The sequence below is a fragment of the Enterococcus sp. DIV0876 genome (genome assembly GCF_050529585.1).
GTDB lineage: Bacteria > Bacillota > Bacilli > Lactobacillales > Enterococcaceae > Enterococcus_D.
The window spans coordinates 276,739-291,968 of record NZ_CP172882.1; the positions used below are offsets into that span (position 1 = coordinate 276,739).

General features: G+C 38.4%; 13 protein-coding genes and 1 other annotated feature. Of the genes, 12 read left to right on the top strand and 1 reads right to left on the bottom strand.

Going from position 1 to position 15,230, the window contains the following annotated elements:
- The first annotated feature begins 190 nt into the window (after positions 1-190).
- The 9 genes from IGI41_RS01415 to spx all read left to right on the top strand — a co-directional run bounded on the left by IGI41_RS01415 (position 191) and on the right by spx (position 11,624).
- The gene (locus tag IGI41_RS01415) at positions 191-1,552 is read left to right on the top strand and encodes a citrate/2-methylcitrate synthase (protein WP_430610839.1); all 1,362 of its coding nucleotides are present in this window, start codon (positions 191-193) and stop codon (positions 1,550-1,552) included.
- A gap of 226 nt (positions 1,553-1,778) precedes the next feature.
- The gene (locus tag IGI41_RS01420) at positions 1,779-3,158 is read left to right on the top strand and encodes an extracellular solute-binding protein (protein ID WP_430610841.1); all 1,380 of its coding nucleotides are present in this window, start codon (positions 1,779-1,781) and stop codon (positions 3,156-3,158) included.
- A gap of 63 nt (positions 3,159-3,221) precedes the next feature.
- Positions 3,222-4,097 carry a carbohydrate ABC transporter permease gene (locus tag IGI41_RS01425; protein ID WP_430610842.1) on the top strand — a complete coding sequence of 292 codons (876 nt, stop codon included), beginning with the start codon at positions 3,222-3,224 and terminating at the stop codon, positions 4,095-4,097.
- Positions 4,094-4,909 (top strand): carbohydrate ABC transporter permease, encoded by an 816-nt coding sequence (locus IGI41_RS01430; protein ID WP_430610844.1) that lies wholly within the window; start codon positions 4,094-4,096, stop codon positions 4,907-4,909. Before IGI41_RS01425 ends, IGI41_RS01430 begins: the two co-directional genes overlap by 4 nt.
- Positions 4,910-4,973: 64 nt before the next feature.
- Positions 4,974-5,987 carry a LacI family DNA-binding transcriptional regulator gene (locus IGI41_RS01435; protein WP_430610845.1) on the top strand — a complete coding sequence of 338 codons (1,014 nt, stop codon included), beginning with the start codon at positions 4,974-4,976 and terminating at the stop codon, positions 5,985-5,987.
- A 14-nt stretch (positions 5,988-6,001) separates the two neighbouring features.
- Complete coding sequence (locus IGI41_RS01440) at positions 6,002-8,278, top strand: glycoside hydrolase family 65 protein (protein ID WP_430610847.1); 2,277 nt, start codon at positions 6,002-6,004, stop codon at positions 8,276-8,278.
- Positions 8,279-8,293: 15 nt separating this feature from the next.
- Positions 8,294-10,495, top strand: a complete 2,202-nt coding sequence (locus IGI41_RS01445) for a glycosyl hydrolase family 65 protein (protein ID WP_430610848.1) — start codon at positions 8,294-8,296, stop codon at positions 10,493-10,495.
- A 235-nt stretch (positions 10,496-10,730) separates the two neighbouring features.
- Positions 10,731-11,156: an Asp23/Gls24 family envelope stress response protein gene (locus tag IGI41_RS01450; RefSeq protein WP_430610849.1), complete on the top strand. Its 426-nt coding sequence runs from the start codon at positions 10,731-10,733 to the stop codon at positions 11,154-11,156.
- An 18-nt stretch (positions 11,157-11,174) separates the two neighbouring features.
- Positions 11,175-11,624 carry a transcriptional regulator Spx gene (gene spx, locus IGI41_RS01455; protein ID WP_430610851.1) on the top strand — a complete coding sequence of 150 codons (450 nt, stop codon included), beginning with the start codon at positions 11,175-11,177 and terminating at the stop codon, positions 11,622-11,624.
- Between the two features lie 87 nt (positions 11,625-11,711).
- Here spx and rpsD read toward each other — a convergent pair whose 3' ends face one another.
- Positions 11,712-12,323 carry a 30S ribosomal protein S4 gene (rpsD, locus tag IGI41_RS01460; RefSeq protein WP_430610853.1) on the bottom strand — a complete coding sequence of 204 codons (612 nt, stop codon included), beginning with the start codon at positions 12,321-12,323 and terminating at the stop codon, positions 11,712-11,714.
- Positions 12,324-12,690: 367 nt separating this feature from the next.
- On the opposite strand from rpsD, the gene IGI41_RS01465 reads away from it, so the two are divergent.
- The 3 genes from IGI41_RS01465 to IGI41_RS01475 all read left to right on the top strand — a co-directional run bounded on the left by IGI41_RS01465 (position 12,691) and on the right by IGI41_RS01475 (position 15,226).
- A complete protein-coding gene (locus IGI41_RS01465; protein WP_430610855.1) occupies positions 12,691-13,488 on the top strand; it encodes a formate/nitrite transporter family protein in 798 nt (265 codons plus the stop codon).
- Between the two features lie 93 nt (positions 13,489-13,581).
- Positions 13,582-13,835, top strand: a binding site (T-box leader).
- Positions 13,836-13,972: 137 nt separating this feature from the next.
- Positions 13,973-14,446, top strand: a complete 474-nt coding sequence (locus tag IGI41_RS01470) for an S-ribosylhomocysteine lyase (RefSeq protein ID WP_430610856.1) — start codon at positions 13,973-13,975, stop codon at positions 14,444-14,446.
- A gap of 9 nt (positions 14,447-14,455) precedes the next feature.
- Positions 14,456-15,226, top strand: a complete 771-nt coding sequence (locus tag IGI41_RS01475) for an SDR family NAD(P)-dependent oxidoreductase (RefSeq protein ID WP_430610857.1) — start codon at positions 14,456-14,458, stop codon at positions 15,224-15,226.
- Positions 15,227-15,230 lie beyond the last annotated feature (4 nt).

Below are 15,230 nucleotides of genomic sequence, written 5' to 3' on the forward strand. Positions count from 1 at the left end.
TTATACGTTTATAATTTAAAAAATCAATTAAAATTATGAAAAACATTTCATTTTTAAATCATCGTGCTATAATGTGTGAAAGTTTGAAAAATAGCAAATAAAATAATTGAAATCAAATCTATGCGTATGATAGAGGGATTAAATAACAAATAAATATCAAACAAGAAATAAAAACGGAGGAGGAGTACTTGTGGAAAGATTAGAGAAAAGTAAGAAAATAGCGTTTCTAGCATCGCGGTGTCAGGATATCAATCAAATAGATATGAATCTTTATACAAAATATGATGTCAAGCGAGGCTTGAGAGATATCAATGGGACAGGCGTCGTCGCGGGATTGACCACAATATCTACGATTTATCCTGAAAAAACCGTTGCAGGAAAACCGATTGCTGCTTGCGGGGAATTACGCTATCGTGGGATTGATATCAATGAATTGGTGGCAGGATTTGTCAATGAAAATCGCTTCGGTTTTGAAGAGATTGCATATTTATTACTTTTTGGCGCATTGCCAAATGGAACCGAATTAACCGAGTTTCGCGTGCTGCTGGCAGAAAAACGTACGTTGCCAACGAATTTTGTTCGTGATGTGATCATGAAAGCTTCTTCTTCAGATATTATGAATAGTCTTTCACGCAGTATTCTGACATTGGCAAGTTATGATCCGAAAGCTGATGATATTTGCATCGAAAATGTCTTGGAACAAAGTCTTATGTTGATCAGTGTCTTTCCTTTGCTGGCGATTTATGCCTATCATGCTTATAACCATTATAATCAAGGGGAAAGTATGTACATTCATCGACCACCTGAAAACCTTAGCACAGCAGAAACGATTTTGACCATGTTGCGCCCGACAAAAGAGTATAGTTTTCAAGAAGCGCAAACGCTAGATATGGCATTGGTTTTACACATGGAACATGGCGGTGGAAACAATTCGACCTTCACTACACGCGTGGTGACCTCCAGTGGAACTGACACTTACTCGACGATTGCGGCTGCCTTAGGCTCTTTGAAAGGACCAAAACATGGGGGAGCCAATATCAAAGTAACAGAGATGATGGCTGATTTAAAACAACAAGTTTCAGATACAACAGATGAGTCAGCAGTTCGCGCCTATTTAGAAAATATTTTGGACAAGAAGGCTTTTGATCAAAAAGGATTGATCTACGGGATGGGGCATGCCGTATATAGTGATAATGACCCTCGCGCAGCTATTTTCAAAAACTATGTCGCAAAATTGGCACAAGAAAAAGGACGCCAAGCTTGGAAAGAGTATGAACTTTACACACTGGTGGAACGTGTCGCACCTGAAGTGATCAAAGAAAAACGAAAAATGTATAAAGGTGTCAGCGCCAATATCGATTTCTTCAGCGGGTTTGTATATAACATGCTGGATTTGCCAGAAGAACTCTATACACCGATGTTTGCGATTGCCAGAATCGTTGGCTGGTCAGCGCACCGAATCGAAGAATTGGTCAATGCACAAAAAATAATGCGTCCGGCTTATAAAGAAGTGTCGGTGGATCGCGGGTATGTGGATTTGGAGTGGAGATAAAACAGAATTAAAAGAAGTTAGATTCAGTTTATTAAATCAATCGTTTGATTTAATTTGACAGAATTTAACTTCTTTAATTTATAGAAAAAGAATCTTAGGGTAGGGAACAAGCTTATATTAAAAAAAAAAATTTCTTTTTTGATGTAAGCGTTGACAAATATTAGGTTTAACGTTAAACTTGTTTTGTAGTTTAACGTTAAACCTAATATTAAGGAGGAAAGAAAAAATGAAAGCAAAAAGTATGTTTAAGACAATACTTAGTTTGGCAGCTGTAGGTGTTTTAGGTGCGTGTGGAAGTAGTAATAGTAGTAGTGGTACCACAGATACAACCGAAGATAAAGGGATGGACACATTGGGAGAGAGTGTGACTTTTGATCCCAATAAATTAGTCAATGATGGTGAACCAATTGAAATCGAGTATTGGACTTGGAACGAAGGTGATCCAGCAATTACGATGGCAAAAGAGTATGAAAAAATCTATCCAAATGTAACCATTAAAGTTGTAAACAATCCATGGGATGATTATTGGACAAAATTGCCTTTGGCGCTAAAAGGTGAAAGTGGACCCGCTATTTTTAATATCCATAATTCGCAACATGATCTCCTTATGCCTTATTTAGCCCCTTATGACATAGAGGTAGCTGATTTACAAGCTGATTTTACTTCTGTGGACCCTCATATTATTGATGGAAACGTTTATTATATTGATAGCATGATCAATACTGGGAACATTTATTATAACAAAACACTATGGGCAGATGCTGGTTTGACTGATTCAGATATTCCCAAAACATGGGATGAATTTAGTGAAGTAGCTAAAAAATTAACAAAAATGGATGGTGACAAGATTACACAAGCAGGGTTCAACTGGAATGGTGAAACATATAGTGCTTTATACCAAGGATTGAATTATCAAGATGGACAGTTACTGTTTAAAGATAATGGGACAGTCGTTGACTATGATAATGAAACAACAAAAGATAATTTACAATTTTTGATTGATTTATATGACAAAGAGCAAGTGGGTTCTAAAGATTTCGGTGCTGAATCCTCTCAGAGTTTCGGCAATGGGCAAAGTGCAATGGTTTATAAATGGGGATGGTTTTTAAATGAATTAGATACCAATTATCCGGATATTGAGTATGGTGTCTTCGCCACACCTACGCCATCAACAGAAACGCCATTTGCTTATGATCGTTACAATGGGGAAAGCACACCTGGTATCAATAAAAATCAATCAGACGACCAGCAAGCAGTGGCGCAAGACTTTTTACGTTATTGTTTAGCAAATGATGATTATTCAATTAATGGTGCACTTGCAATGGCGTCCTTCCCAACCAAAAAATCCTTAGCAGAAAATGCGGATATCTTAGCAAATCCTGTACTAGAAGCCATTGCACCGAGAGTGGAACGTTTGATTTGGCCAGGACCTTTTCCGGCCACTGTAGAGTCTACAGGAACTGAAACGATGGAAGATGTGCTTTTTAATGGTAAAGACTTAGATGCGGCAATTTCAGATGGACAATCAAAAATGGAATCAGATATGAAGGATAGCGATTTTACTTCGTTAGAGGATGCATATCAGTACTTTGATGAGGCAAAATAAAACCGTTGATTGGGGGATGCTTTTGTCAAAAAAAGCATCCTTCAATAGTATGGGAGGAAGAATATGAATAAGAAATTGACACGTTTTCGTTTTGATATGAAAACCATCGCTGTTTTATTATTGATCATCTACTTTGCAATTTTCCTTGTTTATCCTATCTATAAAGCATTTGCAGGTAGTTTGCATAACTGGAATCCACTAATTGATAAATATGACTTTGTTGGTTTAGATAATTTTAAACATGTACTAACGAGTAGTATATTTTGGCAATCCATGAAAAATACATTTGTTTTTGCCTTTTTTTCAGTTGTTTTTCGGATTGTTTTAGGTTTGGGATTGGCACTATTGATTTCTTCAAGGTTTACAAAGATGCGGACAGTATTTCAAGGTTTGTTTTATATGCCAACGATTACACCTTTAGTAGCAGTATCTTTTGTTTGGATGTGGATGTTTGACCCACAGTTTGGATTGATCAATAAAATTTTTAATCTTGATATCAATTGGTTGAAGGATTCGACATGGGCGCTGCCTGCCATCATTATCATGACGATTTGGAAAGACTTTGGGTATGCAACGGTGCTTTTCCTAGGGGGATTGATGGGATTGCCAGAAGATGTTTTTGAAGCATCGAAAATGGATGGTGCAAATGCGTGGCAAACATTCTGGCGTATTACTTTACCATTATTAAAACCTACTACCCTGTTTGTTCTGATTACCTCCTTGATTACTTATTTGCAAGCGTATATTCAAATTTTGATTATGACAGAGGGTGGTCCAGGGACTTCTACTTATGTTATCTCATATTTGATTTTTGATGAAGCCTTCGTTAAATATAATTTTGGGACAGCCTCTGCAATGGCGATCATTTTATTTGTAATGATAGGTATTTTGACTATTTTGATGTTTAAAGCAACTGGAGAAAGGAAGATGAAGTCATGAACAAGGGAAGAACGATTTTTTTAAACTCAATTTTAGTTATACTATCTTTGATTACAATCATCCCGTTTGTTTGGATGCTACTGTCTTCTTTTGCACCAAACAGTGAAATCGTAAAAATTGGGGGTTCGCTTTTCCCAACCCCAAGTTCAATAAGCAATTACTTAGATGTGCAAGAAAAATTTAATTTCATGCGGATGTTTGCAAATAGTTTGTTTATCGCCGTGACAACAACTGTGATTATAATATATACAAGTGCATTGATGGGATTTGTTTTTGCAAAATTTCGTTTCTGGGGCAAGAACATATTATTTGGTGTCGTTCTGAGTACGATGATGCTGCCATGGGCTGTAACGATTATCCCTAAATATGAAATGATGGTTGATTTTGGTTGGCTTGACTCTTATAAAGCATTGATCATTCCATCCGTGGTCAGCGGCTTTGGCATTTTTATGTTTCGACAAGCTATATCACAAGTTCCTGACGAAATGCTAGAGGCAGCACGTGTAGATGGTGCATCAGACTTTTATATTTTTCATCGAATCATTTTGCCAATGTCACAAAATACGATTGCCAGTTTAGCTATTTTTCAATTTTTATGGAGTTGGGAAGATTTTTTATGGCCGTATCTGATGATAAATAATGAAGAAAAACAATTGTTGTCGGTAGGTTTAAGAATGTTTAATGGTCAATATGGTACAGATTATGGTGGATTATTTGCGGCGACGTCAATTTCTATTATTCCCGTCATCATTATCTATATCATTTTTCAAAAACGATTTATTGCAGGTGTGTCAAGTGGGGCCATCAAGTAATTGCTGAAAATCGACAATAAGGTATAATAAGAAAAAAACGAGTAAGATCGAAAGGACAGTGCGCATGAAAATCACAATAAAAAAAATTGCAGAAGAAGCAGGTGTGAGCGTTACCACTGTTTCAAATGTTATCAATAAAAAAGCGCATCGTGTGTCCCAAGATAAAATTGATTTGATAGAATCAATCATAAAACAATATAATTACTCACCAAATATGAATGCTAGAGCGTTGGTCAAATCTTCTTCACGCTTGATTGGACTGTTGTATTTCTCTAATCACAAAAATCTAGATTTCTCAGATCCTTTTGTCACTGAAGTTTTAGAGGGGATTGAAAGAATTGCAAAAGAACATAATTTCTTTACGTTAGTGCATAGCGTGACAGAAACAGAAAATATTGCTGATTTGCAAAACAATTGGAAGTTTGATGGGTTTATCGCAGTTGGATTCAGTCAAGAACTGTTTAAAGAAGTGAATCACATCGTTCAAGTACCAATCGTTTTTATTGATACGCATTTGGAGAAACGGATTTTCGAAAAAATCGAGCGCTATCCGAATAATTATTTTATTAATACAAATGATCAAAAAGCTGCTTTTGAAGCAACCACATATTTATTGGAAAATGGAAAAACAAGGATAGGCTTTTTATCCTATACATTCGACCATCAAAATACTTCAGTGATTCAGCAGCGCTATCTTGGTTATGCAGAAGCATTGCACAATTACTCGATCGAAGCAGATGCCAAATTGATGTATACAGATAAAGATCAAGAACAAATGATTGAAGATGTCACTAAATTTGATGCACTATTAGTAACAGCCGACTATTTAGCGATTCAATTCATTCATAAACTAAAACAGAAAAAATTATTTTATGAAAAAAAAATATCTATTATCAGTTTTGATGACATTCGTTATGCCGCATTAAATGATCCTCCGCTCTCAACAGTTCGGTTGGATCAAATTAAAAAAGGTGAAAAAGCGATGGAAACACTCGTGAATATTGTTGACAAGCATAAAGAAGAACCGCAAATCACATTATTGAATGGAAAACTGATTATTAGGAAGACCACATTTTAATAAAGGAGTTTAATATGGCAAAAATTGCAGATTCATATTACATGATTGATCCTTGGCAGGTATCTGAGATTGACTTCGATCCTGCCCGAAGTGAAGTATCCGAATCTATTTTTGCATTGGCAAATGAATATATGGGGGTACGAGGTTATTTTGAAGAAGGATACTCGGGTAACCAGCTTTTGGGAAGTTATTTTAACGGAATCTACGAGAACAGTCCAAAAGAAAATCACGTTAAATATAAAGGAATTGTATCCCGCAGCCACTTTATGGTCAATGCAGTTGATTGGTTATATACAAGAATTAGGTATGGTGATCAACAGTTAGATTTAGCCACAGCAACCATAGAAAATTTCGAACGGCACTTAGATTTACGATCGGGTTTACTCATACGCAGCTTTGATTGGCTACCCAATCCTGAAACAAGAATCAATATTGTTTTCGAGCGTATTTTAGATATGCAGCAGGTATCTTCTGGTTATCAAAGAATTTGCTTTAAATCAGAAACGGCAGTTCAACCGCTTCAAGTATTGATGGGAATCGATTTCAACACGATCCATACATCAGAAGGGCAAAACTTTTGGGAAGAAATCAGTAAACAGGCGGAAGCTATGGACATTCAAATGGTTGCGCAGACGATAACAACCAATCAAAAGATTTTATCCAGATGCTCATTACGATCCACAGCATCCCTAGACACGCAAGTCGTGGAGAGGGATAAATTTATTGGGTTTAAGTTTAACGTTAAACTAAATGACAATATACCTGTAGTTATCGAACGTCAAGCGGTAAATATAGCAGATAAAACTGGAGAAGAGATTTCAGCGATGCGGGAAACCGATTTAGGCGCTCAAGTATCGAGATCTTTTGAAGATATGTTACACGAAAATACCTGCTATTGGCAGAATGTGTGGCAAAAAGAAGATATTGAAATTGATGGAGATGAAAGTAATCAACAGGGAATTCGCTTTTGTATTTTTCAATTACACCAAACATACCACGGACAAGATCCTACCCACAATATAGGAGCTAAAGGTTTAACCGGAGAGTCTTATGGCGGTCATGCCTTTTGGGATACAGAAACGAGTTGTTTGCCATTTTATTTACTGACAAATTTAGCGGCAGCTAAAAATTTGCTTGAATTTCGTTACAATACTTTACCAGAAGCCAAGAAGAGGGCCATTCAGTTGGATTGTCGCGGAGCCTGTTATCCGATTGCTACTTTAAATGGACATGAGGCAAGCGATCTGTGGCAACATGCGAGTTTACAGTTTCAACCGAGTACAGGTGTAGCGTATGGTATCTGGCATTATGTCAATGTATCTGAGGATTTAGATTTTTTATATGGACATGGAATTGAAATGCTGATAGAAATCTCAAGATTCTTAGTGTCACGTGGTGATTGGTCACCTGTTGGGGACTTTGGTTTTTATGGTGTTATGGGGCCGGATGAGTTTCAAATGATGGTGAATCACAATATGTATACCAATTATATGGCTAAAAGAACAATAAATTATACCCTAGAAGCACTAGCGCAATGTGAGCAAGATTGTAAAGACCGCTACCAAGCACTTATTGAAAAATTCAGAATATCAGTTGAAGAACGAAATCAATGGAAAACGTGTGCTGAAAAGATGTTATTTTTGCAAGAACCATCCGGGTTGATTGAACAACATGATGGTTTTTTTAAACTACCGCATATTGATATTCATTCTATTCCAATCGCTGATTTTCCATTATATGATCATTGGTCATATGACCGGATTTATCGGAATGATATGATCAAACAACCCGATGTCCTGATGTTTTTATTCTTATACAATCAGTCTTTTACCAAAGAAGAAAAACAAATCAATTATGATTATTATGAGCCAAAAACGATTCATGAATCTTCCCTTTCCCCGTCGATTCACTCTATTCTAGCTGCAGAATTAGGCAAAAATGAGGAAGCTTATGCGTTCTTTGAATTTGCTACACGTATGGATTTGGATAATTTTAATCGCAATACACGAGAAGGGCTCCATACGACTTCGATTGCTGCAGCATGGATGAATATTGTGTATGGGTTTGGTGGGGTACGAACAGACGAAAACATATTGATTTTAGCACCAATCATTCCCAAAAAATGGAAGCGTTATATGTTTAATATCACCTATAAACAGCGATTGATTCAACTGACAGTGACGCAAAATAGTGTCAACATCTCTTTAGTAGAAGGTGAGCCACTGCCAATCAAATTATATCAAAAACAAATCCAACTTGGAGATGAATCAGTGATCGCTCATTTGAAATAGGAAGGAGAAAATTGAATGACCTGGACTATTAGTGATACTTATTTTCCCAATAAAATTATCGAAAATGGCAATAAATATTTAATAGCGAACGGCTATATGGGATATCGGGGAACTTTAGAAGAGTTCGGTAAAGACCAGTTATGTGCTGTCAATTTATTGGGTATTTATGATCAAGTAGGTGATAAGTGGCGTGAACCGGTTAATGCGCCTAACCCGTTAGCTATACAAACGTTTGTTGGAAATCAACCCCTCAGTGTGTTGCAAACAGTACCACTTGGACATACACAGCAATTAGATATTCGGTACGGTATCCACTCAAGACATACGATCGTAGCATTGGAAGATGGTAATCAGATTGATTACCAAGTAGAACGATTTTTGAGCATGGATGATGTGCATTCAATCATTGCCCAGATGAAAATATCCGTATTGAAACAAACGGAAATCACCTTGAAAATAGGGATTGACGGAGATGTTTGGGATATCAATGGCCCGCATTTGAGTCATTTTGAAATGGAGACCGAAGACCTCTATTCGGCCATCCATGCCCAGACAACTGAACTGCTGTATCCTGTTTCTGTTGGACAAAGGATTGAATTATCTCATCCTTATCAAGTCGAACAAGTGATTCTCGAAAAGCAGATAATAAATGAGGTTAAAGTCACCATTACACCGGATCAACCATTGATTGTTGATATTTTTGCAGCAGTGGTTCACGGAATTGAAAGTTATCAACCGGCTAAGTGCGTGAAACAAAGTGTATCTGCCGCCGTTTTTAAAGGATACGCAAAATGTCGTCAAGTACATCAACAAAAATGGAACCAATTATGGCAAAATGCAGATATAGAAATCGAGGGTGATCCAGAGGCGCAGTTTGCCACTAGATATAGTCTGTATCATTTGCTTTCTTTAGCGCCAAGACATGCACAAAATCTGTCTATTCCAGCTCGTGGGTTATCTGGTCAAACATATAAAGGTGCTGTTTTTTGGGATACAGAGATGTTTTTATTACCATTCTTTTTAAGAACAGCGCCATCAGTTGCCAAATCACTCCTCAACTACCGTGTTGAAACATTGTCTGGTGCTCGTAAAAAAGCTGCGTTCTATGGATTTGAGGGCGCTTTTTATGCTTGGGAGAGCCAAGAGGGAGGATACGACGCGACATCGGATTACAATGTGACGGATGTGTTCACAAATAGACCGATGCGTACCTATTTTAAAGACAAGCAGATTCATATCAATGGGGCAATCGTTTATGCAATTTGGTCTTATGTGCAGGCCACTGAGGATCATGCCTTCTTGTTATCAGGTGCGGGAGAAGTTATTTTAGACTGTGCCGCTTTTTATATATCTTATAGCTACTTTAAACCGCAAAAAGACCGTTATGAATTGTTAGATGTGATTGGACCGGATGAATATCATGAGCGTGTGAATAATAATTTTTACACCAATAAAATGGCCAAACGAGCAGTGGTGATTGCGCTTGAGTTAATCACATATTATGAAATGAATGCCCCTGAAAGATTGGCATCTTATTTTGGTAAAAAAGAGGTGCAACAAATCAAAGTAGTCTGGCAAGATTTTGTGGAACGGTTATATATTCCGCAATCGGATGAATTACATCAAGTGATTGAGCAATTTGATGGATACTTTTCTTTAGAAGACGTAGATGTAGCAACTGTGTCGAGCAGACTGCTGCATCCAAAGGAATATTGGGGAGGTGCCTATGGTGTCGCAGCTGATACACAAGTCATCAAACAAGCGGACGTCATTTTATTATTGGCACTCTTTTCAAATGAGTTTTCGCAAGCCGAGCTTGAACAAAATTGGCAATACTACGAGAAACGTACAGAACATGGTTCCTCACTGAGCGCCTGTATGTACGCGATATTGGCAAGCAAAATTGGCAAACCGGATTGGGCCTATCCACTCTTCATGCAGTCAGCAACCATCGATATTGAAGGGAAGTCAAAACAATTTGCCGGAAATATCTACATCGGGGGGACCCATCCTGCGGCTAGTGGTGGTGCATGGATGACAATCGTACAAGGTTTTGCGGGTCTCGATTGGCAAGATGATCAAATAAAGTTAACACCTAACTTGCCTACTCATTGGAAAAAATTACGTTTTAGAACCATTCATCAGCATGTACTATATCAAATCGAAATTACAGAAGATGCGTGGTCATGTACCAAAATCAAAAACCAATCACCGTGAGGATAAAAACAACAGCAGGTCAGTCTGCTGTTGTTTTTTTAACGTACTATTTTACGGTCAAATATATTATTTTTTGCAGTAACAAGTGTTTTCCTTTGTAAAAAAACCGAAAAAAAACTATGCTTAAAGGGTAGGGTATTTTTCCTAGAAGAAAAAGTTGATTAGACAAGATGGTGTAAGAGATGATAGTTGCTGCTGGCGTATTCTTTATTCGTCAAATCAAGGAGTGTGAAAAATGACATACGATCAACAAACTAAAAATCAGCAAGAAACAACGAATGCATTGTCCTTTGAAGAAAAAGTCATTGAAACGATTATCGGTGCTGCATTGACATCTGTCGATGGTTTGATCAGCTTGAATGGGCGGTTTATTACCGATGAAACAGAAGCACTTGAAAAACAGGAACAAGTTGCCTCTGGAATCAATGTGGAGATGGGCAAAGAAGAAATTGCGATCGACTTGGAAGTGGTTGTGCTCTACGGGAAAGATATTCCAAAACTATTTAGGCAGATCCAAGAAATCGTGCGCCAAGAAGTAAGCCGTTTGACCACATTCACAGTCAAAGAAATCAATATTCGTATCGCGGATGTTGTGACACAAGAAACCTTTGAAAAGATGGAGATTTTACCTTCAAATCAAGATGTCAGTCAAAATCAGTAAGAAAGGAAGAATGATTAAATGATCTCACTATATACGACACCAAGTTGTACCTCATGCCGCAAAGCGCGGGCTTGGTTGACCGAAAATGAGTTGCCTTTTAAAGAAAGAAACATGTTTAGCGATCCATTAAATAGTGAGGAATTAAGGGAAATTCTTTCTTTAACAAAAAATGGCACGGAAGATATCATTTCGACCCGTTCCAAAGTCTATCAAAAATTAGACATTGATTTAGATGAATTGAAACTTGAAGAATTACTAGAATTGATCGAAACCTATCCTAATTTATTGAAGCGACCTATTATTATTGATCAACATAAATTGCAAGTAGGCTATAATGAAGAAGATATACGTAAATTCGTCCCCCGAAATCTACGCAAGATTATTTTTAAAAGACGTCAAAGAGAACTTTTGATGTTCAATTATCGCCAAAAGAAAACAGAAGGCAAGTCAGTGGTCAATATTATCTGAAATCAGTCAATCAAGAGAAGCCATGGGCTTCTCTTTTTGTCTGCACAAAAAAACACGACCCAATAAAGGATCGTGTTCGTTGAAAAATTAAAGTACTTGGTTGTAGAATTCAACGACTAATGCTTCGTCAACTTCTGCAGTCAATTCATCACGCTCAGGTAAACGAGTCAATGAACCTTCTAATTTTTCGCTGTCAAAGCTGACGAATGAAGCGCGGCCAGCTGTTGCTTCAACAGCTTCTTTGATTGTTGAAATATTTTGTGATTTTTCGCGAACGCTGATCACTTGACCTACTTCAACGTGGTATGAAGGGATATCAACGCGTTTGCCGTCTACCAATACGTGGCCATGGTTGACCAATTGGCGTGCTTGACGACGTGTAGTTGCTAAACCTAGACGGTAAACAACGTTATCTAAGCGTTGTTCTAGTAAAATCATGAAGTTAACACCGTGTTTGCCTTCTTTGATTTTGCTTGCTTTAACGAACAATGTACGGAATTGACGTTCGTTGACGCCGTACATATGACGTAGTTTTTGTTTTTCAGTTAATTGCATGCCGTATTCTGATTTCTTTCCACGGCTGTTTGGTCCGTGTTGTCCTGGAGCGTAAGGGCGACGTGCCAATTCTTTTCCAGTTTCTGATAATGAAATACCTAAACGACGAGAGATTTTCCATGATGGTCCAGTATAACGTGACATAATTTGGTTCCTCCAATAAATTAGTTTGGAGTAAAATAATCCGTTGAAAAATTCATATTCGTACAGTTCGTTCTTCAATCTTCACCTTTGCAGCCGCGGTTACGCAATTGAACCCTGCGGGCAACGAACTGGGGACGAGTTATTATTTCCCTGCTGCATTATTTTACACAAAGCATAGTATACGAAATTTTGTTCCATAAGTCAAGGCATGCTCAGGCTGCTTAAATGAAAACTAGAAATGAAATCTTTCATAAATTCCTTATATTTTCATTTATCACTTTACAAATCAGCGTTTCGTCTTTAAAATATGGAAGTATTGTGCAATTTATAACGAACAAAGATGATAAACAAAAAAAGGAGCAGAAAAATGAATCCAGTATCCCCGTTATTTGAGAAGATCGATTCTTCTATCGAAAAGAAAATCGATTTGATCAAAAGTAGTTATTTGCGTTACGCTGTCCGTGCAATGATGGCCTGTCTGTTTTTGACCTTAGGTACAGCAATCGCTTTTGCCATTGCGATGAAAGGTGAATCGATGGTCCATGGTCTTGGGAAAATTTTGTATGCCTTTATGTTTAGCTGGTCATTGGTGATGATTTTGTATATGAACGCTGAGCTTGGCACATCGAATATGTTGTATATGACGGTCGGGGTATATCGTAAACGTCTAAGTGTTCCTTTGGCGTTGAAGATTTTATTTACCTGTGTCTTATTTAATTTGATTGGCGGCGTGATTTTTGGCTCGATCGTGGCGTTGACAGGTCCTTTCCAAGGATTGACTGCCGATAACTTTATGTTGACATCGATCACTGCAAAATTAGACAAATCAACGCTCCAAATTTTAGTTGAAGCGATGTTTGCCAACATTGTTGTGAATACAGCGGTTTTGGTCAGCATGCGAATGAAAGATGATGCTGGTAAAGTGGCAGCAATCATTTTCATTATCTTTATCTTTGCCTTCTTAGGTTTCGAGCACGTTATCGCCAACTTCCCAGCCTTTACTTTGGCTTTCTGGGCTTCAGGTGGTCACTTAGCTGGCATGACAGTCGGCAGCGTTATCCATAACCTGGTCTTTGCATTTATCGGTAACTACATCGGTGGCGGACTTGTGATGGGCTTAGGCTATGCATGGTTGAATAATTCTAAATCGACTTATGTTGATTAATTAGTTAGTAAGAAGCAGAAATGCTTCTTTTTTTTTCAAAAAATCTGATTGACAGTCATTGGTCTATCTGCTATCCTTGATAAAAATCAAGCAACAAACACGTTGATGAAGAAAGTAAGATCGAGTGGTATTCCTAGCAGAGAGCCCCGTTAGCTGAAAAAGGGTGGAAGAAAACGAATCTGAAAATGGCTTTTGAGTGGGTACTTCGAGAGATTGTTTTTTAGAGGTGCACGGCTGTCCCCGTTATCATGGATCCCAATATCGCAGTGGCTGTATTGGCGCAGAGGCATTCTTTGTAAGAAGGATGCGCACAAAGGTGGTACCATGTAAGTGATTACATCCTTAGGAGAATACTCTCTTAAGGATTTTTTTTTACCCAAAAAATGCACATCAAACAGTTGCTTGATGCTGTGCGCGTGTATTTTCAGGGAAGAAAGCCTTCTCGTAAGAAGGCACAATCAATCATAGAAAGTAGGAATAGAATATGGCAGAAGTAGAAAGTTTTACCTTGGATCATAATAAAGTGATCGCACCATACGTTCGAGTCATCACAACAGAAACTGGTCCAAAAGGTGACACGATCACCAACTATGATCTGCGGTTTGCACAACCAAACAAAGCAGAGATCCCAACTGGCGCAATCCATACGCTGGAACATTTGTTGGCGGCATTACTCAGAGATCGGTTGGCGGGTATTATCGATGTATCTCCGTTTGGGTGTCGAACTGGTTTCCATTTGATTGTTTGGGGCAAATATGACGCAGCAGAAGTAGCGACAGCTTTGAAAACCACCTTGAAGCAAATTGTCGAAGATATCGAGTGGTCAGATGTTCAAGGCACTGACGCCAAAAGCTGCGGCAACTATAAAGATCACTCTTTATTTTCTGCTAAAGAATGGGCAAAATTGGTGTTGGAGCAAGGCATTAGTGACGACGCATTTGTACGTCAAGTCGTGTAGAGGTGGCCAATGGTATTTTCTGAGCTGCAACAAAAAGTAATCCTGATCATCGGCGGTGCCCAAGGGATAGGCGCAGCTGTTCGTCAGACATTTTTGTCTGAAGGGGCAATCGTCATTGATGCAGATATCCAGTACGGAAATGGTTGGGTTCAAGCAGAAGATGGTGCATATCAAATCCATATCGATATTAGCCAAGAAATATCGATTGATCATCTGGTCAACATGCTAAAAAGAAATCAGTTGGTTCCTGATGTCTTGGTGCATGTTGCTGGGGTATCAATCATGGATGCCTTTTTAACAAGTCGCACGGAAGATTTTGACCAGCTCTTTGCAATCAATACAAGAGGAGCCTATCTGGTATTGAGAAAAATCGTCTCAGCGATGAAACAGCAGCAAACCTTAGGGAGAGTCATTGTGATTGCCTCTCAAGCCGGGAAGAACCCTTACCGCGGCATGAGTGCTTATGTCGCATCAAAGCACGCAGTCATTGGCTTGACGAAGAATTTGGCTTTAGAAGTTGCGCCTGATGGGATTCTTGTGAACGCTGTATGTCCGGGGATCATTGAAACAAAAATGAAGCAGCGGGAAAGAGTTGATGGCGCTCGATTACGTGGCCTTTCGGTAACGGATATTGAAGTGGAAGATGCTGCTCAAGTTCCTTTGGGCCGAACAGGTACAACACAAGATGTGGCCAATGTCGTCTTGTTCTTGGCAAGTTCTTTAGCGGCCTATTTGACTGGTCAAGCGATCAACGTGACCGGCGGGATGACGATGCACTAAGGAA

Coding starts and splice junctions, on each gene's coding strand:
- IGI41_RS01420 (WP_430610841.1), top strand. CDS start 1,779: ATGAAAGCAAAAAGTATGTTTAAGACAATACTTAGTTTGGCAGCTGTA.
- IGI41_RS01425 (WP_430610842.1), top strand. CDS start 3,222: ATGAATAAGAAATTGACACGTTTTCGTTTTGATATGAAAACCATCGCT.
- IGI41_RS01430 (WP_430610844.1), top strand. CDS start 4,094: ATGAACAAGGGAAGAACGATTTTTTTAAACTCAATTTTAGTTATACTA.
- IGI41_RS01435 (WP_430610845.1), top strand. CDS start 4,974: ATGAAAATCACAATAAAAAAAATTGCAGAAGAAGCAGGTGTGAGCGTT.
- IGI41_RS01440 (WP_430610847.1), top strand. CDS start 6,002: ATGGCAAAAATTGCAGATTCATATTACATGATTGATCCTTGGCAGGTA.
- IGI41_RS01445 (WP_430610848.1), top strand. CDS start 8,294: ATGACCTGGACTATTAGTGATACTTATTTTCCCAATAAAATTATCGAA.
- IGI41_RS01450 (WP_430610849.1), top strand. CDS start 10,731: ATGACATACGATCAACAAACTAAAAATCAGCAAGAAACAACGAATGCA.
- spx (WP_430610851.1), top strand. CDS start 11,175: ATGATCTCACTATATACGACACCAAGTTGTACCTCATGCCGCAAAGCG.
- rpsD (WP_430610853.1), bottom strand. CDS start 12,323: ATGTCACGTTATACTGGACCATCATGGAAAATCTCTCGTCGTTTAGGT.
- IGI41_RS01465 (WP_430610855.1), top strand. CDS start 12,691: ATGAATCCAGTATCCCCGTTATTTGAGAAGATCGATTCTTCTATCGAA.
- IGI41_RS01470 (WP_430610856.1), top strand. CDS start 13,973: ATGGCAGAAGTAGAAAGTTTTACCTTGGATCATAATAAAGTGATCGCA.
- IGI41_RS01475 (WP_430610857.1), top strand. CDS start 14,456: ATGGTATTTTCTGAGCTGCAACAAAAAGTAATCCTGATCATCGGCGGT.